Raw genomic sequence first — 21,496 nt, 5'->3', positions numbered from 1 at the left:
TCGGGCGGCGCTACTCGTAGGCGCAGTCGTTCGTCAGCGTCCCGAGCTCCTCGATGCCGACCGTCACGCTGTCGCCGTCCTCGAGCAGCGTCGGCGGCTCGCGGTAGACGCCGACGCCGGGGGGCGTCCCGGTGAAGATGAGATCGCCCGGACGCAGCGTAAACGCCTGACTACAGAACGAGACGAGTTCGCCGATCCCGAAGATCAGGTTCGACGTCGTCGATTCCTGCAATCGTTCGCCGTTCACTTCCGTCCAGATCTCGAGGTCGTGGGGATCGGACACCTCCTCGGGCGTGACCAGTTCCGGGCCGATCGGTGCGAAGGTGTCGAGGCTCTTGCCCCGAACCCACTGGCCGTCGCCGTGCTGGAGGTCACGCGCCGAGACGTCGTTGCCGATGAGGAAGCCGGCGACGTGGTCCATCGCCTCGTCCTCGTCGACCCGTCGCGCCTCCTGGCCGATCACAATCACGAGTTCCGCCTCGTAGTCGACCTTCTCGGTGTAGTCGGGGTCCCACGAGATCGTCTCGCCGGGGCCGGTCACCGCCGTCGGGAACTTCGAGAAGAGGACCGGCTCGTCGGGGATCGGATTGTCCCCCTCCTCGGCGTGATCTCGATAGTTGAGGCCGACGCAGACGATCTTCTCCGGCTCCGTGATCGGCGCGAGCGACGTCACCTCGTCACGGTCGTAGACGCCGACGCCGGTCTCTGCGGCGTACTCGAGAGCGAGTTCGGCTTTCCGTTCCCACTCCCAGGTCTCGAGGAGGGCGACGCTTCGCTCCGGGAGGGAAATGTCGATCGCCGCCCCGGATTCCGAGAGGTTGACGACCGTTTCGTCGTCGGTCGCGACGCCACACCACGGTTCATCCGCTGTCGCCGTTTGCGTCTGATATTGTCCGAGTCGCATGGTTAGAAGTCGAGACCGGCTTCGTCGATCAGTCGGCAGCCGGACTCGACGAACCGATCGAACTCCTCGTGGACGAGGGGGTTCTGGAGTTCGCCGTCACGTTTGACCGGTTCGCCGTCTACGAGCACGGTGTCGATGTGGGACGGATCGGACTGGAAGACGACGGTCTCGATCGGCGAGTGACACGGTGCCGTCATGAAGTCGTCGGCACGCACCATGACGATGTCCGCGCGCTTGCCGGGCGTGAGCGTCCCGATCTCGTCTTCCAGACCGAGCGCCTTCGCGCCTTCGATCGTCGCCATCTCGAGGGTGTCCCTGGCCGTCGTCTGGACGCCCGTGACTTCCTCGTCGCTCTCGAGGATCGCCTGGTTCTCGAACATCCGCTGGACCTGCAGGCCGACCCGCATCTGGCTGCCCATGTCGCCGCTGATGTTCGAACAGACGTCGACGCCCCAAGCCGGTCGGCCGCCGGCCTCCAGCACCTTCCCCGTCACGGGGATGCCGTGGCCCATCTGCATCTCGACCTCCGGCGTCGCCGAGAAGGAGACGCCCTGCTCGACGGCGTGGTCGATGTCCTCCTGGGCGAAGTGGTTCCCGTGGGCGATGTTGACGTCCGGCCCGAGCATGTCCTCGAGCGCGCCGAAGCCCTGGTAGTCGTCGCCGTAGACCGAGGACGGCCAACACGCGGCGCCCATGTGAAGCGTCGCGAGGGCGTCGAGTTCGCGGGCCAGTTCCAGATCACTGCGGGCGGTCTCGTCGGTACAGAAGTCCGGCCCGCGGAGCCCGAGCGCGAGACTGAGCAGATCGTCATCCTGGATCTGATCGGTGTAGAGGTCGCGGATCTTCGCTTCGGGGAGGCCGACGTCGCTGTCGAACCACCACTTCGCCGCGTCGTCACCCGGCGGCCCGTAGGTGTACACCGCGCGCAGTCCAGCATCCTGCAGCGCGTCGACGGCCCGTTCGCCGTGCTCGAGCGTATTGGGGTACGACCAGTCCAGTGCCGTCGTCGTCCCCGTATAGAGCTTCTCGAAGGCACCGAAGAGGCCGCCGAGATACATGTCTTCGGGCTGGTAGAGCCCGGTGATGTTGCCGAGCATGTGCTCGAAGTATTCGCCCATGAGCGACCAGTCACCGGCGATGCCCCGTACCTGGGTCTGTGCGAGGTGGATGTGTGAGTCGACGAATCCAGGGAGGACGATGTGGTTCTCCGCGTCGATGACCTCCGCGTTAGACGTCGAGAGCCCGTGGCCGATCTCGACGATTTCGCCGTCCTCGATGAGGATGTCCGCCTCGTCGTGTTGTCCGACATCCGGATCGAGGGAGACGACCGTTCCGTTCCGTATGATTGTTCGTGTCATGCTCAGTTAAAGGATCTGACCAAGAGGGTAAAAGTTTACCGCTCGGTAAAAGACTGGTTCGCCGATCGGAACAGTCGTATTATGTACCTCTCGCCCCGAGTGATCGTATGAGCGACTCCAGCGAGACGGTCTCCGCAAAAGACACCGAGGAGGTGATCATGGAAGCGACGTTTCGTGCGTTGAGCAAGCACGGCTACACCGACCTCCGGATGCGCGACATCGGCGAGGAGATGGACCTCACCCGACAGGTCATCCACTACCACTTCGACGGGAAGTACGATCTGATGTCGTCGTTTCTCGAGTACGTCATCGAACAGTACGAAGGGAGCGTTCAGGTCGACGAAGAGACCGATCCACGGTCCGAACTCGACGCCCGGATCGACCAGTGTCTGTTCGGACCGGAGTTCGAGGAGTTCACCCACTGGGATCGGATGAAAGTGTATCACGAACTGTACACGTACGCCCAGAACGACGGCGAACACAGAGAGATTTTCGACGACCACTACGAACGTATCCGCGGAAGCATCGTCGAGGTCGTCGAAGACGGAATCGAGCAGGGGCAGTTCCGATCGGTCGACGCCGAACGAATGGGACAGTTGATCACCGACGTCATCCACGCTGCCCGCGGACGGCGGATCTCACTCGGACACGAAGACGCCCCCGAGGAAACCCGCCGAGCTATCGACGAGTTCATCCTCGATTCATTGCACTCCTGACAGCTCTTCTGTCCGTCTTCCGGAGAGTGCCAGACGGCAAACCAAGTAAGGAATCGAGACAGCAGTGCGTATCATACGGACTGCGACGTGTCCGTCCGGCCGATCGCACACCGGCGGGCGATCGACCGGCAATCAGTCATCACAGATCGTATCTACACGTCGCGGTCGACGACGAACCGAGTAAACTCGCGAAGCGTTTCCGACGTCTCCTCGTCGAGGTCGAGTCTGTCGATCTCGGCGCGAGCCTGTGCCGCGAGTTCCAGCGCGCGTTCGCGAGCGTCGTCGATGCTTCCGGCCTCCTCGATGATCGAGAGCGCCTCGAGCACCTCCTCGTCCGTGTTAGTGTCGGCCTCGAGGATCCCCTGCAGTCGGTCGGCTTGCTCGGGTGGACTCCCCTCGATAGCATCGATCACGAGCAACGTCTTTTTTCCCTCGCGAACGTCGTTGCCGAACTCCTTGCCGAACTCGCCGGCCCGACCGAGCGAGTTCTCGACGTCTAAGATGTCGTCGCCGATCTGGAACGCGACGGACGTCAACTCGGCGTATCTGGCGACGGCCTCCTCGACCTCCGGGGGTTGGTCGGTGATGATCGCCGCGAGCCGGGCGACGATGCGGCCGAGACAGCCGGTCTTGCACGCACCCATCTCGAGGTACTGTTCGGGCGTGATCCGCACTTCACGTTCGTTGTGCCAGCAGATGTCCATCCCCTGGCCGAGGTGGGTGCGATTGAGTTCGTACATCAGCATCTCGTAGGCAGCGAGCCGTCTGTCGGCCGGGAGATCCGCCGGATTCTCGGTCAGGATCTTGAGCGGTAGGAAGTACATCGCGTTGCCGGCGTTCAACGCGACGTCCTCTCCGTAGATGTGATGTAACGCCGGTTCTCCCCGGCGCATCGACGCCTCGTCTTCGACGTCGTCGACGATGATCGTCCCGTTGTGGAGGATCTCCGGAATACACGCGTACGGCAAATACTCGGACGGATCGTGTCCGAACCCGTCAACGAAAACGAGAAAGAGCACTGCACGCCAGCGTTTGCCGCCCCGATCGAGCAGATCCCAGAGGGGATCCGACAGCGCCCGCTGGATCCCCTCGGGATCGTACTCGTAGGTCGGCTCGCCGAAAAACGACTCGAGGTATTCGGCGTCGATCTCCCGTGGGACGAGGTCGTCGATCGCCTCGTCTACGGCCGGCCGCCACTCGGCAAGCGTCTCCCGCATACCCGTCTCGAGAGTGACCGGGGTAAAAAAGATTCAGTTATTCGTGTACCAGACCGATTGGACGAATTACAGGTCGAGAGGTTGTTGCACGATCGATGAAAAGAGAAGTCGACGACGCGCAAGCGACGCCAGTTCGTTCGAGGTTTCCGTACTCAAGTCGACGGCCGCCGTCGTCGAAGACGATTCGTCACTCGAGGCGGTCGCGGTGTTCGCTTGTGATCTCGCGGGCTCGCTCGAGGGTGTGTGTCTCCGTCCAGCGCACCTGGTCGCCGTCGCCGTAAGCCAGGGCCGTCTTGAGTTCGTCGCGGAGGACGCCGCTCTCGACGGCGAGTACGGTCCCCGACGAATCGCCCAGTTCGTAGACGCCGGGGCGGTCGGGTGCGCTCGAGACCGTCGATCGATCGAGGTCGCGCCAGGGTTTTTGGAGTGGCATTGGTCAGGCGTCGTGGTCCTCGTCGACCAGTTCGTAAGCGTGTTCGCTCATCTCGTCCTCGGCGAAGACGAACACCCGGCCATCGACAGCCGAGAGATCCGCCTCGACGTGGATCGAGTACGCCTCCGTCGACACCGTCACGCCCGGAAAGAGGACCTCCTCGTCGTCTCCCTCGAGCATCACCCGCCCGACCCCGGTCGTCTCGAGGATGCCGTCGTGGGTGTCGCGGTCGTTGACGTAGGTCATGACGCCCTCGACGCCGTCGGGGTCGGTGACGAGGACGTGGACATCCTTGCCGGGCGGCGTTTTGATCCACCCCGTGACGGGTTCGGGCGGACCATGGTAGAAGACTTCCCGCCCGTCGAGGTACTGGACGACGACGCCGCCCTCGACGAAGTCGACGCCGATCGTACTGGGTGCGACGTTGCTCCGTGTGCTCATCGGTGTCGTATTCGATCGGACGGGGGAAAAGCGGTGTGTTCTCGCGGCTTCGCCCGCTCGTCGGTGAAACCTATCAATATTCAGAGAGGATACCATCTGTCGAGACCGTCAGCCGTAAATACGCCCTCTGTGAGTGATTTCGTATGGACGGCCGCGCCGTCGCACCCGCAGCCGGAACGGTTCTCAACGCACTCGCCACCGGAACCGGATCCGCGTTCGCGATCGACCTCGAGACGACAGCCACGGTCGAACTCACCGACGACGGCGAGGTCGTCGGCGACGTCGACGAACAGCCCGACGCCGACACGACACTTATCGAACGCTGCGTCGAGGTGACAGTCGACGAGTACGCCGAGACCGCCGGGCTCGATCCGTCGACCGTCGGTGCCAGCGTCAGAACCGAAAGCGAGGTCCCGATGGCCGGCGGGCTGAAGAGTTCGAGCGCCGCAGCCAACGCGACGGTGCTCGCGACTCTCGACGCGCTCGCCGTCGCCGACGCCGTCGAGCGAACCGACGCCTGCCGACTCGGCGTCCGCGCGGCCCGCGAGGCCGGCGTTACCGTGACCGGTGCGTTCGACGACGCCAGCGCGAGCATGCTCGGCGGCGTCACAGTCACCGACAACGAGACCGACGAGTTGCTCGCTCGCGACGAACTCGACTGGCACGCGCTCGTCTTCACACCGCCCGAACGGGCCTACAGCGCCGACGCCGACGTCTCCGCCTGCGAGCGAATCGCGCCGATGGCCGATCTCGTCGCCGAACTCGCCCTCGAGGGACGATACGGCGAGGCGATGACCGTCAACGGCTTCGCGTTCTGCGGGGCGCTTGGCTTTTCGACCGGGCCGATGATCGACGCCTTGCCCGACGTGACCGGCGTCTCGCTGTCCGGAACGGGTCCAAGCTACGTCGCAGTCGGCGACCGCGAAATGCTCGAGGCGGTGTCGGAGCGGTGGAACGAACGCGATGGAACGATGCGACTATTGCAAACGCGGACCGACGGAACACGAACGATATGACTCGAGAATCCACAGCCACGGGAGAGGAGACGAGGGGTCGAACCCCGGAGGAGATGAGCCTGGACGAACTCCGCGAAGAGATAGAGACGATCGACCGCGAGATCGTCGAACTGATCGCACAGCGAACGTACGTGGCGGACGCGATCGCCCAGGTCAAAGAGGAACAGGGCCTGCCGACAACGGACGAATCCCAAGAACAGCAGGTGATGGATCGCGCGGGCGACAATGCTGATCAGTTCGATGTCGACGAGAATCTCGTGAAAGCGATTTTCCGACTGCTGATCGAGTTAAACAAGGTTGAACAAAGGAATAGCAGATAGCGCTAAGCGGGCCTCTGAGTGCGTGTACTGCCCTACCAACGAACGGAGATCTTCCGGTTGCTGTCCAGTTGGTTCAGTAGAGTGAGTACATTGGAACTGGCGGACACTACACGTGCCTATTGACCGCTGAACGGTCTATCAAGTCTGGTAGATATTCAGAATATCGTGCTGAATAGAGAGCGCATATCTTGCATGGGGTTTCTCCAGAAGTAGCCCCCACCGAGTGCTCAATACAGTCATCAGTATTGTCCGCAATCAGTTCACCGGCTCTTCCCTACTGATTCATCAGGGAACGGGCCGTATCGTCGTGTATGAAGACAATTCACCGGTTCGGGGTGGCGGTTGGACTCGTGGTACTCTCGGGCATCGTGAGCCTGTTCGCAGCTCCGTCGCTCCCCGCCGACCTTGTCACGCACTGGAACGCCGCCGGAGAACCGGATGGCACCATGTCGAAGCAATTCGCACTCTGGCTGTTTCCCGCGATGACCGCAGGGCTGTTCGCTGTGTTCGCCGTGATTCCTCGGATCGGTCCACTCCGTGAGAACATCGCGGAGTTCCGGGCCTACTACGACTGGTTCGTCGTCATCTTCACCGGATATCTGGTCCTCGTCCACGCCGGGGTCATCGCATTCAACCTCGGCTACGAGTTCGATTTCACGGCCCTCATCTTGGTCGGCGCGGCTGGTCTGTTCTACTACGTCGGCATCTTCCTCCCGCACGCCGAGCCGAATTGGTTCGCCGGTATCCGGACACCGTGGACGCTCAGCAGCGACGAGGTCTGGAATCGGACCATGCCCTCGGTAGTTGGCTGTTCAAACTCACCGCCGTCCTCACGCTGGTCGGACTCTTCGTCGGCGACCTAGCGATTTATTTCGTTCTCGTCCCACTGCTCCTGACTGCCGGGATTACTGCCGTATACTCGTACTACCTGTACGAGCAAATCGAAGGGGAACCAGATTCGGCCTCGGGATCGGATCTGTAAGTCGCGGCCCCGAAATTCCGGTTACGTGTCCCGGCTGCGGTTTTTGATCTCGTTCAACGCAATGAGTAGATACAGCACGCCGAACCCGCGAATTACTGGAATGAGTCCGTCCTTCCATTCGACTGTCTCTGGGTTTTCGTACGAGATGTTCATACTGAACCGGAGTGCCCGCTTCGGAACGAAGAGTGCAATAGCACCGGCCAGTCCAAGGACGTACATCGACACACGATACACCGTTCCTCCCAGTACGCTCACGACCACGAAAATCACGCCTTCCGCTCTAATCGCTGGCGTAAACGAGGGGCTGGGGCTCACCTCATCAGACTTTTTGAGGGCGAGTTTCTCGAACGCTTCTCGAACTCGTGCTGGAACCAGGGCCATGACGAGTCCCACGAGGACGAAACCAACTCGGGCCATAACTGACAGTAGGTCGGGAGAGACAATAACGGTATGTCTCCGTTGAGTCCACTTTCTTCGCCCCGTGATTGACCGCAGTCCCAGCTCAGTAGTCAAATCCCAACTGTCTCGTGACGTTTCCTTCTATGTACGTCGAATGTAACCTCCGATACAACAAAATGGAGTGGATGCAAAGGATGAGGTTATGGGAGTAATCGAACTTGACGGGTTGACAAAGGATTATGGAGATGTTCTCGCTAACGACGACGTCTCGTTCACCGTCGAAACTGGCGAAATCTTCGGATACCTCGGGCCAAACGGTGCAGGGAAGACGACGACGATTCGAACACTGCTGGGGTTACTCGAACCGACATCCGGAACAGCGACTGTTCTCGGCGCAGATGTTCACGATGAGGGCGCGCTCATCGACGCCAAGCAGCGAATCGGGTATTTACCGGCGCATCTCGGATTCAACGAGGAAGTGACTGGCGCAGACGTCTTGGACTATCATGCATCCGTCAAGGGTGGTGACCGGCGAGACGAACTCCTCAATATATTCACACCCCCGGTGGAGCGTCCTATCCGCGAGTATTCATCCGGGAACAAACGCATGCTCGGCATCATCCAAGCCTTCATGCACGATCCCGAACTCGTGATTATGGACGAACCGACATCCGGCCTCGACCCGCTTAAGCAAGAGGAGTTTAACGAATTCGTCAGGAACGAATGTGAGCGGGGAAAGACGTTATTCTTCTCGTCTCACGTGCTGAGCGAGGTCCGACGCGTCTGTGATCGGGTCGGGATACTCCGCGACGGGAAACTCGTTGGATTAGAGGATATCGAGACGTTGATGGACCAAGGTGGGAAGCGTGTCCGACTTCGAACGACTGACGAGGCGAGAACTGAACTCGCAGCACTCGATGGGGTCAGTGATGTGCAGACGTTCGCTGACGGAATCCAATTCATTTACACTGGCGAGTACAACACGCTTCTCCGCGAACTTGCGACACATGACGTGCGTGAGATCGACATCAGCGAACCACCGCTCGAAGACGTCTTCATGCACTATTACGGGTCAGCGGGAGCAGGAGAAGCCAACCAGGGGGTTCATTCGGATGCTTGAAACCACGCGATATGAGACGAGTCGGCGTCTTCGAGGAACGGTGATTCTGACGATTGGGGTGAGTCTCTACGTGGCCTTTATCGTCTGGTATTTTTCTCTCGTTGATGCATCCGCTTACGCGCAGATCGCGGAGTCAGTGCCGCCTGCGATGAGGGAAGCGTTCGGCATTCAAACGATTGGAACGATAGAAGGGTGGCTCGGGGGACAGATTTACACGTTCGTATGGTTGGTGGGGCTCGGAATCTACTTTGCATACTCAGCAGCGGGGAAGATTGCAAGCGATATCGAGAATGACCGAATGGATCTGTTGCTCTCATTTCCGGTATCTCGGAGCCAGTTACTTCTCGAAAAATTCGCATCGATGGTGCTTCCACTTGTCCTGCTGAACGTAGTTGTGGGCGGTGTCACGTACGGTCTCGTACTGGCGATTGGCGAAACGATTGATCCGATGCATCTCGTGTTGGCGCATCTCCTCTCGATTCCGTATCTCCTTGTCTGCGCTGCGATTGGAACAGTTCTCTCGGTACTCGTGAACCGGGCGGCGGTTGCAGAGCGGGCTGCCATCGGGCTGATGTTCGTTCTCTGGCTCGTTGAGTCCGCAGTTGGCGCGGCGGAGGAATTCTCGTGGATTCAATACATCAGCCCAACCCATTACTACTCTCCAACACCGGTTCTTATTGATGGTACGTACGAGGTGATGGATTCTGGAATTCTCCTTGCTGGATTTTTGGGATTACTCATCGTGAGCCAAGTACTGTTCCAGCGGCGAGATATCTAGGGAAGCTTGGCTCAGAGGCTCTGTTGAAATCTCAGCAAGTAATATATTTGACCCGGTTGCGGTCAATACAGGGGAAGGACGCATCGTTCAGTACAGAGACTGTAGTCATTATCTGTGTTCACCACCGACTACGTTTATCCTCAAGAAACGTGTACTGTTAGCTATGGCTTCCGGTGATCCTGTTGTGGTTGAGGAGTGGTTTTGGATGCGCCATTCGAACCCAAAAAGCGTCTGGACGCGAATTCCGGTTGCTCCTGCTGTTGCGTATGCTATTTACCGGCGTTCTTGGCGTCTCTTGTTACTCTCGATACTGTGGGGAGTGGTCAATCCAATCTTATTCTCCCCACCCAAAGATGAAGAAGCATGGATGACGCGGGGCGTTCTCGCTCAACAGTGGTGGGTTCGAGGAGAAGGCCACGGTATCCTCGGGGTATCCAAGCCAAACATTTTCAGCACGGCAGCTGTGCTGACAAGCATCTATACGCTGTATGCTGCGTGGCGTCAGCGCCCGTTGAAGACCGCTCTTGGAACCATTCTGACCGTCGTGCTGAACTTCTGGTGGTTACGACATCTGGTTGAACGTTACGACAGACATGTTACGTAGCAATAATCGCCGTGCTGAATATATCCTCTATATTCAGCGGGCACTCTGTTGACTTATCACTGATATACCTCCTTTCAATTCGGGGGCGCAGCGTTCTTGTGGTGGATGACGGACGACTATCATCAGTCGAGTGAATGGGCACAGCAGCACCGACAATCCTTGACGACGCGGCACACCCACGAGGACGTACTCACGGACAGAGAGTTTGAACTCCTCCTAGAAGCGTGTAGTTCACTGCCGGAACCGCGAGACTTGCAGGCACGATTCGTATGTCTGGCTGCTGGCCGACTCGGACTCCGGGCTGGCGAGATTGCGCACTTCCGTGCAGATTGGCTCGATTGGGATCGGATGCTGCTTCGCGTTCCACAACACGAACCCTGTGAGTGTGGTTATTGTCGTCGCCAGGCTTCACAAGAAACCACCCACAATGAGCAACTCACACAGGAAGAGGCAATGGAAGCGCGTTGGCATCCGAAGACGGTTGCTTCCGCCCGCTCGATCCCGATTGATTTGTCGCTCCGGCTGGAGTTGTGTCTGGAGCGATTCACTGACCAGTGCGCATCGTTCCCTCGGTCACGAACCACAGTCAATAGACGAGTGAACGCTGTCGCTGAGGTCGCAGATATTGAGGGTCGAGTATATCCCCATTGTCTCAGGGCGACCGCTGCCAGCTACCACGCATATCAAGGGGTCGCACCCGTTCCACTCCAGGCGCTGATGGGCTGGAGCGACCTGGCGACAGCGCAAAAATACATTCGCATTTCCGGGAGAGCCACTGCCGACGCTCTTCGGCAAGTCCATCACCGGTGAAGGAAGCGAGAGCTATCGCCACATGCTGTAGCCCTACGCCTGACAGGTTTTGAGGGCTATGCAAGATACAGGGCGCAAATGTGGCACGAGATTCGGCTTGATCTGCGAAGGGGTGATCGGTCAGCACAGCGGGCGCATTTATCGGTGCAGGCTGTGTACGTTCTCCTGTATGCCTGAAGAAGTCCTGTTCAAATCAGAGAGCAACCAGAGTCGAGAAGAGATCGCATCGTACCTCCGGAAAGTCGCGGACAACCTCGAAAGCGGAAACCCCATCAACCTGAAAGCAGGCTCCGAGTCTGTAACACTGAATCCCCCTGCCCGGCCGACCTTCGAGGTCAAAGCTGAACGCGAAGGTCCGGCTGGCAACATGACTGAACGCAGCATCGAGTTCGAGCTCGAATGGGACGAGAACGACGGTGGGGAAGGCACTAAAAGTGGTCAGTTAGAAATCGAGTAGTCACTCCGCACGTGTAGTGAGCAGATAGTTCACTGATTTCGGTCTGAAAGAAACAGAGGCGTCGTGCTGCAACCACCCTCTCTATCCAGCAGGCGGCTTTTGGCAGAGTTCAGAAAAATCGGTCGTGTCCCAAACTCGTCTAGAGTCGTAACTGACTCCTGTGGAAACAGGGTCACCTCTGGTACCTACCCCGAAGTGACCCATGCACGCCACAATCGACGCGCAATTCACAGTTAGTCTCGACCCAGACAAAACGCTACCGCTTGCCACGCTCGCTGAATCTCTTACCGAGATTCAGATCGAGGCCACTATCCTTGAGGAGATCCTCAGAAGCCTCGACGAGGTGCTCGTCGAGACGTATTGCGGGGAGAAACACGCGCGCGGAAACGGCGACCGCCGTTTCCAGCGCGCTGGCACCACGACACGAACAGCCGTTACAACTGCTGGAGAACACGAATTCACGCTCCACCACGTCAAAGATACCGCTGCTACTGAGGACGATCTAACCTACTTCCGGCCACTCGAGGATCTCGTCGAATTCGACGGACAGCGCATCTATCAAGAGGATGTTTCGCTCCAGAGTACCGACCTCGCTACGTCGCTCAGCTTTCGTGATTCCGTCGCCCACGGCGACGGCTTCACTCCGATGCCTTCGAAAACGACGATCAGCCGTCGAGTCCGCGAGTACGGTAGGAAACTCGGTGACTTCGTTCGTGATCGGCTTCCTGGGACGAACGCAGACACTGTCGTTCCTGACGGAACGAAGTGTCATAGCCAGGACGATCACTGCACGTTCCACGACGTTAACGTCACCCTCGGACAGACCACCGAGGAAGACACGGAAACGACGCTTTTAGACGTCAATCTCAACGATTCTTGGAATGAGACAGCAGCGACTCTCGAGGAGACCGAGGCGATCACTGACGACGCGTAATGAGTACGAAAACTTTTGTGAGTTAATCTCGATGCATGAGTAATGGAACGCTCACGTCGAAAGGAGATTAAGCGTCACTTAGCTGAGGAAGAAATCGATGAACTGCTGCGCGAGGCTGAAGACGACCATCACCTCCGTCGGCTTGGGTTTTTGAAAAATCTCTACCAGGGCGACTCAATTCCGGAGGCCGCCGACCGAGAAGGTCGGTCGGCCACCACCGGTGGTCGCTGGGCGGATGACTGGAACGAAGACGGGTTAGAAGGATTGATGCCGAGTTTCGGAGGCGGCCGGCCTCCGAAACTCAACGAGAATGAACAAGAGGAGCTGGTCGAGATGCTTCGAGACGGTCAATCGTGGAAATCGCAGGAGATTCAGCATCTTCTCCAGGAAGAATTCGGCGTTTCTTACAGTCCAAATTACCTCGGTACCTTCCTTCGTGAGCTTGGTCTTTCGTACGCGAAACCACGGCCAAAGCGTCCATACCGGCCAGAAAATCCTGATGAAATCCTCGAAGAGCGCGTCAACGACGCGCTCGACGAGGATGACCAGCCACACAACAAACATGAGCAAGAAGACGAAGGAGGGTGGATGGTTGACGACGATATCTGCACTGATGGCGGTACCGTCCTCGGGTTTTTTGATGCGTCGAAGCCACAGCCGTACGATAATTCGCGGCGTGTCTGGTATGTAGACGATCCACACATTGAACGGGAGTTAGTCAAGACGCACGATTCTGCAGTTGGATTCACGCCCTCAGCGGGGAGAGTTTGGTGACATTCACCAAAGACGAAAAGAAAGAGCGGATTTGTGGCGTCCTAGAACAGGTACGCGAGCAGAATCCCGGCAAGCGGATTCTGCTCGTCTTGGACAAGCACGGAGCACATAGGTGTAAGTACACGCGCAAGCGCGCGCATCAACTTGGGATCGACCTGATTTTTATTCCATCAGGTTCACCGCACCTGAATCCAATCGAACAAGTCTGGGATTATCTCAAGTGGACAATGGCACCGATCGTCATTGAGAACGAAGACGAGTTCAAAAACCTCGTTCAGGAGACTTTCGAGAAAATAACGCAACGCATCAGCTTCGCAAAGAAGTGGTGCGAGAAGTTCCTTGACTTTCAAAAGTTATCTTAGTCATTAAGAGCAGGTTCGCTGCGCTCGCCTCTGAGCGAAACACTTTAACTGGGAACATAGTCGGGTGATGCTAACGCATCATCCTTGCCCGCTACGCTTTCACAGCGCCAGCTCTGTTCGATCAACAATCTGCTTCCGAAGAGCGTCATCGAATCTTCGTCCTCGCCGTACCTCGTCTTCACACCTGTCGAACTCGATAAGTCTCATGTCCGCCAATTGGGGGAGTAGAACGTGATGGAGTTCGTAACAAACCGTGAGGTACTCCCCGGAGTTGAGAGTTTCTCCCTTACGAAGAATCGGATCAGCAGACATCGAACTCTCGTCGAGGAGCGCAGTAATACTCGTCGCTGTTGCGCTGAGAGTACCCGTTTGATTCGATCTTGGTTACAGCGTTCGTCACTCACAGGTTAAGTAGTTGCTACCGATTTGGCCACGCTCGTCTTTGGTCACTCCGAATGCTCGTTCTTTTCGACTTCTGTGACGATCACGTCCCAGTCGGGATGTTCGACCCCATTCCGACATTCGAACCCGCCTTCCACATCGATTCCACTCTCGTAGGCCCTGCGAAGGAGGGCTTTCAGCTCCGCGTTCAATTCCTCCTTCGACGTAAGCGAGGTTTCCTCAGACGTCATCTTCCCGCGCCCCTTTCGTGTTTCTCCACTGTGAGTTCGTGTTCTGGTGTGATGGTGATCTCACCGTAGCTGTGTACGGTTATTGCGTGCCCCTCGTGCGTGAATGCAGCGTGGGTATCCCCGTTCGCCCCGTTGCGAACGCGGACGAGCGCATCTAATTCGTCGGCGTCAACAGTGGAATGGAGTGGGTCGAGTTTTACAGGATCAGTATCCATTACGTCCGCCAGCGTTGCGACAACAGCCATGCTCGCTGGTGTCTCCTCCTGATCAAACTGTGCGCGAACAGTCCCAGATTCCTGAGAGTACTCGACCGCTTCGACTCCAACCCCAGCTACCTTCGTGTCCATCTTGCCCGATTCTAGCCGCCTGCGTCGGTTCAATAGGAACACTGATTATACAGGGGGTTTATAAAAGTCGCACTCCGAACGATCACAGCGAACTGCTGAGCGTCGCTCCAATGAGACGTCGATGCCCACGTCGAAGGCGTGAGGAGAGCGATTGCTGGGTGATATCGAGCTCGTCAGCGATCTCTTCGAGCGACACCTCGCGTGGGGTGTCGAAGTAGCCCCGCTCGTAGGCCAGTATCAGCGCCTCGCGTTGGGTCTCGGTCAACTCGTAGCCCTCGCCCTGGATCGGAAGCATGGCGTGGACGGCGGTGATTGTTATCGGAATATCGTTTTCCTGGCAGTACTCTCGAAACTCGCCGATTGTCTCCTGACTCTCGCCGCGCACCTCGAATCGCCACTCGTCTTTCGTACCGATTCCGGAGAGCACGACGACGTTGGCCTTGGCCAGCGCGCTCAGGATGCCGAAGTACTCTTGTTCCCACTCGGCACGCATGAGATACTCGTCTTCGATGCTATCGACCATTCGGATGTTGCTCACGCCGGCGTGTTGTTCGAACTCAGCTTCGATGTCCTCCGTTTCCACATCGCGTACCCAGAAGTAGGGGATAATCAGCGTCTGGTGTGGAATCAGCCGCTCCAGTTCGACCGTCACACCCGGCAAGTTTTTGAACACACTCCCCAGTGGGAACTCCGCTGTCGGACTCGTAAACTCCATCACAGTCGCCATGCGGAACCCTTCGTCTAGCAGACAAATAACCGGCATGGGTGGTGTATCATGGCTTCGAGACGAGCCAATGCACAGTTGGTGGCCGGGATAGTGTATGCTGCAAGCGGGGAGTCCGTTTGATACCCGGAAAGCCATGGTACACCATGTCATCTCCTTTTGTACGACCGGGCAATCTAGTCGCACAAGCGAGCATGAGTGTAATAACGGAGATTCGCATCCCATCCGATGCTTTTGAACTCGGGCAAATTCTCAGTCTCGAGGATGCGTCGGCAATCGAACTCGAAACGCTCGTCCCGAGTGGGGACGTCACCGTGCCGCTCTTCTGGGTCTACGAACCGGTCGAAAACGGCTTTCTCGATACGGTCGAGCGCTATCCAACGGTTAATAGCGTCACGGAGGTGGACGTGTTCGACGACCGGACGCTGCTCAGGCTCGACTGGGATGCGAGTCAGGATCACTTTTTTCAGTGTATATTGGAACACGACGGGCAGATACTGGGTGCGACTGGATCGTCGGAAGGGTGGAATTTCGAGATACGATTCTCAGACCGCGAAACGTTTAGTCAATGCCAGACCTGTTGTGAGGATGCGCACATCTCCCTGGAATTAACCCGTATATACAATCCGACGGACCCCGATGCTGGTCCGTGGTACGGCTTGAGTGAGCCCCAACGAGAAGCGTTTTCGCTTGCCATTCGAATGGGATACTACGACATTCCACGCGGCTGTACGACCGCGAAGTTGGCTGACGAGCTCGGAATTTCCGATCAGGCAGTAACGGAGCGACTGCGTCGTGCTATTGGTACGTTCGGGAGATACGCACTTCTCACTCCCGAATCAGCGGCACAAGTGGACTGACTGTTCCCATGACACACCATGGGATAGAGCCAGGGATTTGAGCGTACGTTGTGTGAGTATGGATAAGAGTCGAGAGCTGGGGACACGTGATATCCAGTCAGTTGATGCGATTTCCGGTTCTTCGGGGCGTGAGAAATCGATCTCCCCCAATACGATTCTGTCGGCAGTGGCGAATGAACATCGACGTGCCATCCTCAACGCGTTGGACAACGCTTCCGAGAGGACACTGGAATACGATGTGCTCGTAGATCGCGTTGCAGACCGGGTTCGGGACGAAGATGCGAACCTGGAGTCAGCCGAACACCGACAACGCGTCCGGATCGCACTTCACCATACCCATCTTCCAAAACTGGACGAGGCTCGGATAATCGACCATGAGGCTGAAACGGGGCACGTCCAGTTTGTTGGCGGTGAACTGGAACAAGATCTCCTGACGTTGGTCGAGCCGTACGAAGCCCACGAGTGACAGAATATCGGATCGACTTCCCCTTCGTTCGAATTGAAACGATCTGGGTGAACGAGGATGGGGAACAGTTGATTGATACTACAGTTCCATCGCCGCGTCGAGGGTAGGATCGGCATCAAGGATCGTAGACAGGGTCGGCTGTATTTGGTCTAATTGCTTGGTCGGGGCTACGAGTTGGCGCTCTGGAGCATAGTTTATGTATCCTCCTGCGGCCAACTTCGGGAGGTGGATATGAAGTGGGGGCCACACCCTATCGTGAACGAAGGCGAGACGGTTTGCGTGATCTCGGATCACCTTGCACAGGAGGAGCACGCCGTTGAGTCACCATTTACGGGCCTGCTAATCGGGATTCTGGCGAACCCGCGGGTGCTGCCCGGTCGACCGTTGGCCCAATTGGTCGAACTCTCTGAGGACGAATACGATGCGGCCGAGTCGACGTTCGAGCAGATCGGGTTTCAGGCGCAGCGAACGTTTCATTGGATGGGCCAGAAGAGCGAAGACATCGTCAAGACGACTCTCGATGATGCCGACGACGTAACCGAGGGAAAAATCAACGATGGATGAAATAACGAAGACGACGACGCAATCACAGCGACTGTTGACACGCCGTAACGCCGAAACCTCTCCACGTTTGATAGATAAATCCTCTGAGTCGGTCACGCCCTTCCTGACAGAAGCCGGGTAGTTCGAACAACCAGTGCTGAACTCCCAGTGCTAATGCCGCACGAGATTCAGCTCGATTTGCGAAGGTGGTGATCGTTCAGGACAGTGTCGATACTGATTCAGCGAGGAGGAGCCGATACTGTACCAGGCCGACAAGCTGGGCACTGACCACCTGGTCGAGTCCACGCTGGCGGACGGTTCGCTCGTTCACACCGGCTGTGAGGACAACAACCAATTCTCGAGGCCGTGGAATCGGGCTAGCCGCCGGTGTTGAGCACGATCGATCACGGTCTGACGGTCCAACGCGTGATCGACGTGATCTACCGGTTGGCCGAACCGGTTGGCCGAGGTGGAAACGTCGATTTCGATCGAGTAGCTTCCGATCTCAGCCCTGGGAATCCCGTAGGATCAGCGGACCGATCGCGAGGGTCCGCTTCGCAGCCGTTGCGATCCGCAGGATATACGAGGTCAGCAGGAAGAACGGAACGAGCGTGATCGTGAAGGTAATCGCGACGACCCAGAGCAGCGTCTCGATCCCGAGGATCACCCCGGTGAACGTCGTCGCATCGACGAATGTTATCATCATCCCCGAGACCAGCAGCGCCGGAATCGCGGCGTACAGAATGTACCGCGAAAGATTGATCAGCTCCCACTGAAAGTACAGCGTCTTGATGTGCTCGCGAGCCGGCCCGAACATCGCGAAGGACCTCCGGAGGTCCTCGAGGGCGTCGTGTTGTTCCTCATCGATGTCGTCCTCGTAGTCGGCCAGCAGGCGCTCGATCTGAAAAATCTTCCAGGAGTAGTTGTAGTCTATCGAGGCGTGGACGACATCGAACGTGCCGAATTTCGCGCCCTCGAGCTTGTTGCGGACGGTCTCGGCGTTGCCGGTGATGCTGTCGACAAACTCGTCGACCTCGTCTCTGAGGTCGTCGTTGTCCGTCGACTCCATGGTCTCGTCGAGGGTCTCGGCGCGCTGCTGTGTCGCATCGATGATCTCACGGAGGAACGCTGACGGATCGGCTGGCGCCGGCTTGTCGGTAAGCTCTTTGATGTAATCCCGGAAGTCGAGCGTCTCGCTCATCCGCGTTCGCTGTTCGCCGAGCGGGCCGTTCTGCTGTGAAATTATCAACTGACTAATGGTGACGACGAGGATGACACCGGTGATCAGCGCGCTGATCATCTGTGCGTACAGCGACTCGATGATGCCCCGAGTCTGCAACAGCTCCGAGAGCGTCGGTTCGAGGAGGCTCCCGATCATAAACAGCCCGAAAAACGATCCCGCGAGCACGCCAGTGACGAGCTGTCGGTTCGCCCCCATGAGCAGCCAGAGCTTGATCCGACTCTCGTCGGCCCGCTCGCGCACCGTGTTCTGAGTGCTGACTTCATCCTCGTTCGCGTCGTCACTCATCGGTATCACCACTCGCCTGCCGTTTGAACACGAGGAACTTGGTACCGCCGCCAGAATACTCGATCGTGCTGACGAATTCCCAGCCCTCTCGCCCGTACTCGTTGAGAAGTTCCTGGGGATCGCTCGCTTCCTCCATCGTCGCCTCTCGGGGTGGCCGGGCCGTCTTGTACTCCCAGATGGCTCCCTGGTCTGTCGTCATACTCGTATATCGACGATTCGCGGAAAAAGGATTCGCGTTGTCACTCCGGATCGGCGACTCGAGAATCGGCCGACGGTCGCGGGACCAACCCATGCAAAATAACGCAATCGCAGTACGACATACCTCCTGCGTACTATTCGATGTTCTCCAGTACACGACACTCAGAGTACGCTGTCATCACAACTGCTTATGGGGCGAGGAGATGTCTCTCCTCTATGACCGATTCGAGTAGCGACGAGTTCGACCCAACAGCACCAGACCAACGGGAGATCGGCCGCGAAATGGTCGACGACAGTACGGGGCTCGGTTCGGTGATGGCTCACGCCTACCGCGGAGAGATAGACCGAGTGGGGACGTGGCGCCAGCGCCTCGACGAGACGACGACGTGGGCGGTGACGCTGATGGCAGCAATCTTGACGTGGGCGTTTTCGAGTCCCGATAACCCACACTATATTTTGCTGATCGGGATCGTTGTCGTCACCATCTTTCTGGGCATCGAAGCACGGCGGTACCGGGACTACGACGTCTTTCGCTCTCGTGCTCGAGTCATCCAAGAGAACTTGTTCGCAAACGCCCTCGATCCGTCCCAAGGCACTGAAAGTCACGACTGGCGAGCGGAACTGAGCAGGGACTATCGCAGGCCGACGCTGAAAGTTTCGGTATACGAGGCACTCGCAAACCGGCTCCGGCGTGTGTACCTTGCGCTGCTCGGTGTCCTCTTGATCGCGTGGGTCTTCAGGATTACAGCGTTCGCGCCGCGCCAAGACTGGTTGACAACCGCTGGAATCGCCCGTATCCCCGGGATTGCTGTGGTTGCCGTTGTGGGTGTGTTCTACGTCGTATTGCTGGGCGTCACCTTCTGGCCCCACGAGCGCCATGCCAAGGGAGAATTCCGTGAAGGGGACCCGGACGACTGGAAAGAGACAGACCGATAAATTCGTTTTCTGTGCTGTCCGATTCAATTTCGACGCATCGATGCCCACTACGCGTGCGTACGGATCGTTCCTTGTTCACTCACTCAGTTAATCAAAACAGCAACTGCTCATGCAAACGTTGCATATTTAACAAGATTGAAGACAACTACATATCAGGGGGTTAGAATGATCGGAAATGATAAATAATTTGATGATTTGGCTGACAGCCGTCGACGCCAGTTGTTAGTCGAGTTGTTAACCCACAACCCGCAACACGTTCCGGAACTATCTAGAAAGTCACAAGAGATCGCTAAAGCTGACGAGAAGCTCTTCCAACAACACCTGTCCAGCTCCCGAACGATTCCAGGAGTGGACGAGGGAGTCCTTCGGTTGCACTACATTCATCTTCCCAAATTGGCCGACTACGGTTTCATCGAGTGGGACCGAAACGCCCACGGTTCGACAAGATGAGGCCCTTGCTCGAACTATTGAGCGACCAGCAAAAAGAAGAGACCGTTGTACTCCTTCGTGAGTGAGAGGGTACGGCGTTCAATGTTTCACCTGTACTTCCCATTCCCTACGAGTTCAATAGGCCTGTGACTGGTTCTATAACACGCTATCCAATTGGTTCCCAGCAGGAGCCTGTTCGGTAATCACCACGGTTTCGTTCTCCGGAGATTAGCGGTTGGATCGTCGAGTCGGTTAGCTACCGCTGTGACAAGTCGGTCGATCAGAACGAGTCCAACGTGCGTTTCGACGCGTCAACGACCGTGGACGCGGAACGTCAGCTTTCGTGCATCTCCTTTGAGCCCGCTGCCCTGAGCGCGTCATGGTCAAGTTGAACATCGTGTTCTTCGGCTAACGCCTCTACTCGGAACACGATATCCAGCGGTTCAGCCGTGTTTCGCGGGTTGTACGTACAGATTGGAAGCGTCTCGTAATCGATACATCCCTTGTGGAATTCGAGCGTATCATACGCTGAATCGCCCAAAACCTCCGTTACCGTCGTATTTACACGCAGTCGGTCAAAACACTCGAGCGTCGCTGTTTCTGGATGCTGTTTACGCTGGGTAACGACTGCGCCAGCGGGAAGATCGCTGGCGCAGTCGACCGCGACGAGCAATCCATAGCCGTAGACCCACGTCTGATCGATAGAATCCCACGCCCACGCACCGATCCCGACGGTGCGTGGGCACTCCAGATGCGTCGAATCAAACACGAACCGAGAGCCGTAGAAGCCGAGTTCGTCGAGGAGCTGAACGAAATGGTCAAACAGCCGCTGAATGAACGGTTGGACACGATTCCAGAACTCCCAGATCGTGCTCAACACAGGCGTCTCATCTACGGGTTTGCAGATGAGACGCCCAAGCACTGAACCGAAACAGTCCTCGAGTTCCCTGAATTGAAACTTCGTCTCGGCGGTGCACAACAGCAGTCCACGCATCATCTGCGAGCGCGGATACCGTGGATTGCGACCCGGCCTGTTATCCATCCACTCATCGAGAACTGATAGGTCAAGCGCCGCGAGGACGCGGCGCTTTGCCGACCGAAGGATGTTTGTGGCAGGTACGTCGTCTAGTACATCGGCTGGTGAGGGCGTTTGAGAGGACACACTTAAACTTCCATCACCGGCCACTTTCACACTTACACCGACAGAA

Annotated in this window: 24 protein-coding genes and 2 pseudogenes; 14 read left to right on the top strand and 12 right to left on the bottom strand. The window is 57.6% G+C overall.

The genetic code is table 11. The features are described 5' to 3' along the window. Positions 1-10 precede the first annotated feature (10 nt). A complete protein-coding gene (locus tag GRS80_RS10630) occupies positions 11-904 on the bottom strand; it encodes a fumarylacetoacetate hydrolase family protein (protein WP_160047535.1) in 894 nt (297 codons plus the stop codon). Between the two features lie 2 nt (positions 905-906). Beyond that, positions 907-2,262: an amidohydrolase family protein gene (locus GRS80_RS10625; RefSeq protein ID WP_160047534.1), complete on the bottom strand. Its 1,356-nt coding sequence runs from the start codon at positions 2,260-2,262 to the stop codon at positions 907-909. A gap of 107 nt (positions 2,263-2,369) precedes the next feature. On the opposite strand from GRS80_RS10625, the gene GRS80_RS10620 reads away from it, so the two are divergent. After that, positions 2,370-2,978: a TetR/AcrR family transcriptional regulator gene (locus GRS80_RS10620; RefSeq protein ID WP_149082431.1), complete on the top strand. Its 609-nt coding sequence runs from the start codon at positions 2,370-2,372 to the stop codon at positions 2,976-2,978. Between the two features lie 152 nt (positions 2,979-3,130). On the opposite strand, the gene GRS80_RS10615 is transcribed toward GRS80_RS10620, so the two are convergent. The 3 genes from GRS80_RS10615 to GRS80_RS10605 all read right to left on the bottom strand — a co-directional run bounded on the left by GRS80_RS10615 (position 3,131) and on the right by GRS80_RS10605 (position 5,069). Further along, complete coding sequence (locus GRS80_RS10615; protein ID WP_160047533.1) at positions 3,131-4,195, bottom strand: polyprenyl synthetase family protein; 1,065 nt, start codon at positions 4,193-4,195, stop codon at positions 3,131-3,133. Between the two features lie 187 nt (positions 4,196-4,382). Next, the gene (locus GRS80_RS10610) at positions 4,383-4,628 is read right to left on the bottom strand and encodes a hypothetical protein (protein WP_160047532.1); all 246 of its coding nucleotides are present in this window, start codon (positions 4,626-4,628) and stop codon (positions 4,383-4,385) included. A gap of 3 nt (positions 4,629-4,631) precedes the next feature. Then, a complete protein-coding gene (locus tag GRS80_RS10605) occupies positions 4,632-5,069 on the bottom strand; it encodes a DUF5796 family protein (RefSeq protein WP_160047531.1) in 438 nt (145 codons plus the stop codon). Between the two features lie 143 nt (positions 5,070-5,212). Here GRS80_RS10605 and GRS80_RS10600 point away from each other — a divergent pair, with 143 nt between their 5' ends. The 3 genes from GRS80_RS10600 to GRS80_RS10590 all read left to right on the top strand — a co-directional run bounded on the left by GRS80_RS10600 (position 5,213) and on the right by GRS80_RS10590 (position 7,268). Then, positions 5,213-6,085 carry a shikimate kinase gene (locus GRS80_RS10600; RefSeq protein ID WP_160047530.1) on the top strand — a complete coding sequence of 291 codons (873 nt, stop codon included), beginning with the start codon at positions 5,213-5,215 and terminating at the stop codon, positions 6,083-6,085. Continuing rightward, positions 6,082-6,405: a chorismate mutase gene (locus tag GRS80_RS10595; protein WP_160047529.1), complete on the top strand. Its 324-nt coding sequence runs from the start codon at positions 6,082-6,084 to the stop codon at positions 6,403-6,405. Before GRS80_RS10600 ends, GRS80_RS10595 begins: the two co-directional genes overlap by 4 nt. A 311-nt stretch (positions 6,406-6,716) precedes the next feature. Continuing rightward, a complete protein-coding gene (locus GRS80_RS10590; RefSeq protein WP_200840370.1) occupies positions 6,717-7,268 on the top strand; it encodes a DUF1648 domain-containing protein in 552 nt (183 codons plus the stop codon). Between the two features lie 140 nt (positions 7,269-7,408). Here GRS80_RS10590 and GRS80_RS10585 read toward each other — a convergent pair whose 3' ends face one another. Further along, complete coding sequence (locus GRS80_RS10585) at positions 7,409-7,804, bottom strand: hypothetical protein (RefSeq protein ID WP_160047528.1); 396 nt, start codon at positions 7,802-7,804, stop codon at positions 7,409-7,411. Between the two features lie 184 nt (positions 7,805-7,988). Here GRS80_RS10585 and GRS80_RS10580 point away from each other — a divergent pair, with 184 nt between their 5' ends. The 6 genes and pseudogenes from GRS80_RS10580 (at position 7,989) to GRS80_RS10550 (ending at position 13,625) form a co-directional block, all read left to right on the top strand. Beyond that, complete coding sequence (locus GRS80_RS10580; RefSeq protein ID WP_160047801.1) at positions 7,989-8,906, top strand: ABC transporter ATP-binding protein; 918 nt, start codon at positions 7,989-7,991, stop codon at positions 8,904-8,906. After that, positions 8,899-9,684 (top strand): ABC transporter permease subunit, encoded by a 786-nt coding sequence (locus GRS80_RS10575; protein ID WP_141465267.1) that lies wholly within the window; start codon positions 8,899-8,901, stop codon positions 9,682-9,684. Before GRS80_RS10580 ends, GRS80_RS10575 begins: the two co-directional genes overlap by 8 nt. Before the next feature lie 163 nt (positions 9,685-9,847). Next, the gene (locus tag GRS80_RS10570) at positions 9,848-10,288 is read left to right on the top strand and encodes a DUF6653 family protein (protein WP_160047527.1); all 441 of its coding nucleotides are present in this window, start codon (positions 9,848-9,850) and stop codon (positions 10,286-10,288) included. Between the two features lie 979 nt (positions 10,289-11,267). Beyond that, positions 11,268-11,555: an amphi-Trp domain-containing protein gene (locus tag GRS80_RS10560; protein WP_160047525.1), complete on the top strand. Its 288-nt coding sequence runs from the start codon at positions 11,268-11,270 to the stop codon at positions 11,553-11,555. A gap of 202 nt (positions 11,556-11,757) precedes the next feature. Further along, a pseudogene (locus GRS80_RS10555) lies at positions 11,758-12,486 on the top strand (ISH6 family transposase); the annotation flags it as partial. A gap of 45 nt (positions 12,487-12,531) precedes the next feature. Then, positions 12,532-13,625 (top strand): annotated as a pseudogene (locus GRS80_RS10550) (IS630 family transposase). 446 nt (positions 13,626-14,071) lie between these two features. On the opposite strand, the gene GRS80_RS10540 reads toward GRS80_RS10550, so the two are convergent. The 3 genes from GRS80_RS10540 to GRS80_RS10530 form a co-directional block, all read right to left on the bottom strand. Then, positions 14,072-14,257, bottom strand: a complete 186-nt coding sequence (locus GRS80_RS10540) for a hypothetical protein (RefSeq protein ID WP_138783275.1) — start codon at positions 14,255-14,257, stop codon at positions 14,072-14,074. After that, positions 14,254-14,604 (bottom strand): HalOD1 output domain-containing protein, encoded by a 351-nt coding sequence (locus tag GRS80_RS10535; RefSeq protein WP_160047523.1) that lies wholly within the window; start codon positions 14,602-14,604, stop codon positions 14,254-14,256. Before GRS80_RS10535 ends, GRS80_RS10540 begins: the two co-directional genes overlap by 4 nt. A gap of 82 nt (positions 14,605-14,686) precedes the next feature. Then, positions 14,687-15,331 carry a helix-turn-helix domain-containing protein gene (locus tag GRS80_RS10530; RefSeq protein ID WP_160047522.1) on the bottom strand — a complete coding sequence of 215 codons (645 nt, stop codon included), beginning with the start codon at positions 15,329-15,331 and terminating at the stop codon, positions 14,687-14,689. 191 nt (positions 15,332-15,522) lie between these two features. On the opposite strand from GRS80_RS10530, the gene GRS80_RS10525 reads away from it, so the two are divergent. The 3 genes from GRS80_RS10525 to GRS80_RS10515 all read left to right on the top strand — a co-directional run bounded on the left by GRS80_RS10525 (position 15,523) and on the right by GRS80_RS10515 (position 17,218). Next, a complete protein-coding gene (locus GRS80_RS10525) occupies positions 15,523-16,188 on the top strand; it encodes a helix-turn-helix domain-containing protein (protein WP_160047800.1) in 666 nt (221 codons plus the stop codon). Positions 16,189-16,246: 58 nt separating this feature from the next. Continuing rightward, on the top strand, positions 16,247-16,654 hold the full coding sequence (locus GRS80_RS20700) for a hypothetical protein (protein ID WP_235019713.1): 408 nt from the start codon (positions 16,247-16,249) through the stop codon (positions 16,652-16,654). Positions 16,655-16,885: 231 nt separating this feature from the next. Beyond that, complete coding sequence (locus GRS80_RS10515) at positions 16,886-17,218, top strand: hypothetical protein (protein WP_160047521.1); 333 nt, start codon at positions 16,886-16,888, stop codon at positions 17,216-17,218. A 484-nt stretch (positions 17,219-17,702) separates the two neighbouring features. Here the strand turns inward: GRS80_RS10515 and GRS80_RS10510 are convergent, their stop codons facing one another. Next, entirely contained in the window at positions 17,703-18,725 is a 1,023-nt protein-coding gene (locus GRS80_RS10510) for a hypothetical protein (protein ID WP_160047520.1), read from the bottom strand. Continuing rightward, positions 18,718-18,924 (bottom strand): DUF4177 domain-containing protein, encoded by a 207-nt coding sequence (locus GRS80_RS10505; protein WP_160047519.1) that lies wholly within the window; start codon positions 18,922-18,924, stop codon positions 18,718-18,720. Before GRS80_RS10505 ends, GRS80_RS10510 begins: the two co-directional genes overlap by 8 nt. A 215-nt stretch (positions 18,925-19,139) precedes the next feature. Between GRS80_RS10505 and GRS80_RS10500 the strand changes: the two genes are divergently transcribed. Beyond that, positions 19,140-19,859 (top strand): DUF2270 domain-containing protein, encoded by a 720-nt coding sequence (locus tag GRS80_RS10500; RefSeq protein ID WP_160047798.1) that lies wholly within the window; start codon positions 19,140-19,142, stop codon positions 19,857-19,859. A 763-nt stretch (positions 19,860-20,622) separates the two neighbouring features. On the opposite strand, the gene GRS80_RS10495 is transcribed toward GRS80_RS10500, so the two are convergent. After that, a complete protein-coding gene (locus tag GRS80_RS10495) occupies positions 20,623-21,450 on the bottom strand; it encodes a transposase (RefSeq protein ID WP_160047518.1) in 828 nt (275 codons plus the stop codon). Between the last annotated feature and the right edge of the window lie 46 nt (positions 21,451-21,496).

Origin of the sequence: Natrialba sp. INN-245 (assembly GCF_009807105.1) — an archaeon.
GTDB classification, from domain to species: domain Archaea; phylum Halobacteriota; class Halobacteria; order Halobacteriales; family Natrialbaceae; genus Natrarchaeobius; species Natrarchaeobius swarupiae.
Note: the sequence above shows the minus strand (reverse complement) of the source record. Positions and strands in the feature narration are given on the sequence as shown.

Excerpts from the sequence above, each read along its gene's own strand:
- GRS80_RS10575 (WP_141465267.1), top strand. The coding sequence starts at position 8,899 with ATGCTTGAAACCACGCGATATGAGACGAGTCGGCGTCTTCGAGGAACG.
- GRS80_RS10560 (WP_160047525.1), top strand. The coding sequence starts at position 11,268 with ATGCCTGAAGAAGTCCTGTTCAAATCAGAGAGCAACCAGAGTCGAGAA.
- GRS80_RS10515 (WP_160047521.1), top strand. The coding sequence starts at position 16,886 with ATGAAGTGGGGGCCACACCCTATCGTGAACGAAGGCGAGACGGTTTGC.
- GRS80_RS10540 (WP_138783275.1), bottom strand. The coding sequence starts at position 14,257 with ATGACGTCTGAGGAAACCTCGCTTACGTCGAAGGAGGAATTGAACGCG.
- GRS80_RS10610 (WP_160047532.1), bottom strand. The coding sequence starts at position 4,628 with ATGCCACTCCAAAAACCCTGGCGCGACCTCGATCGATCGACGGTCTCG.
- GRS80_RS10580 (WP_160047801.1), top strand. The coding sequence starts at position 7,989 with ATGGGAGTAATCGAACTTGACGGGTTGACAAAGGATTATGGAGATGTT.
- GRS80_RS10600 (WP_160047530.1), top strand. The coding sequence starts at position 5,213 with ATGGACGGCCGCGCCGTCGCACCCGCAGCCGGAACGGTTCTCAACGCA.
- GRS80_RS10500 (WP_160047798.1), top strand. The coding sequence starts at position 19,140 with ATGACCGATTCGAGTAGCGACGAGTTCGACCCAACAGCACCAGACCAA.
- GRS80_RS10525 (WP_160047800.1), top strand. The coding sequence starts at position 15,523 with ATGAGTGTAATAACGGAGATTCGCATCCCATCCGATGCTTTTGAACTC.
- GRS80_RS10530 (WP_160047522.1), bottom strand. The coding sequence starts at position 15,331 with ATGGCGACTGTGATGGAGTTTACGAGTCCGACAGCGGAGTTCCCACTG.
- GRS80_RS10615 (WP_160047533.1), bottom strand. The coding sequence starts at position 4,195 with ATGCGGGAGACGCTTGCCGAGTGGCGGCCGGCCGTAGACGAGGCGATC.
- GRS80_RS20700 (WP_235019713.1), top strand. The coding sequence starts at position 16,247 with ATGGATAAGAGTCGAGAGCTGGGGACACGTGATATCCAGTCAGTTGAT.
- GRS80_RS10570 (WP_160047527.1), top strand. The coding sequence starts at position 9,848 with ATGGCTTCCGGTGATCCTGTTGTGGTTGAGGAGTGGTTTTGGATGCGC.
- GRS80_RS10625 (WP_160047534.1), bottom strand. The coding sequence starts at position 2,262 with ATGACACGAACAATCATACGGAACGGAACGGTCGTCTCCCTCGATCCG.
- GRS80_RS10510 (WP_160047520.1), bottom strand. The coding sequence starts at position 18,725 with ATGAGTGACGACGCGAACGAGGATGAAGTCAGCACTCAGAACACGGTG.
- GRS80_RS10590 (WP_200840370.1), top strand. The coding sequence starts at position 6,717 with ATGAAGACAATTCACCGGTTCGGGGTGGCGGTTGGACTCGTGGTACTC.
- GRS80_RS10505 (WP_160047519.1), bottom strand. The coding sequence starts at position 18,924 with ATGACGACAGACCAGGGAGCCATCTGGGAGTACAAGACGGCCCGGCCA.
- GRS80_RS10620 (WP_149082431.1), top strand. The coding sequence starts at position 2,370 with ATGAGCGACTCCAGCGAGACGGTCTCCGCAAAAGACACCGAGGAGGTG.
- GRS80_RS10535 (WP_160047523.1), bottom strand. The coding sequence starts at position 14,604 with ATGGACACGAAGGTAGCTGGGGTTGGAGTCGAAGCGGTCGAGTACTCT.
- GRS80_RS10585 (WP_160047528.1), bottom strand. The coding sequence starts at position 7,804 with ATGGCCCGAGTTGGTTTCGTCCTCGTGGGACTCGTCATGGCCCTGGTT.
- GRS80_RS10605 (WP_160047531.1), bottom strand. The coding sequence starts at position 5,069 with ATGAGCACACGGAGCAACGTCGCACCCAGTACGATCGGCGTCGACTTC.
- GRS80_RS10630 (WP_160047535.1), bottom strand. The coding sequence starts at position 904 with ATGCGACTCGGACAATATCAGACGCAAACGGCGACAGCGGATGAACCG.
- GRS80_RS10595 (WP_160047529.1), top strand. The coding sequence starts at position 6,082 with ATGACTCGAGAATCCACAGCCACGGGAGAGGAGACGAGGGGTCGAACC.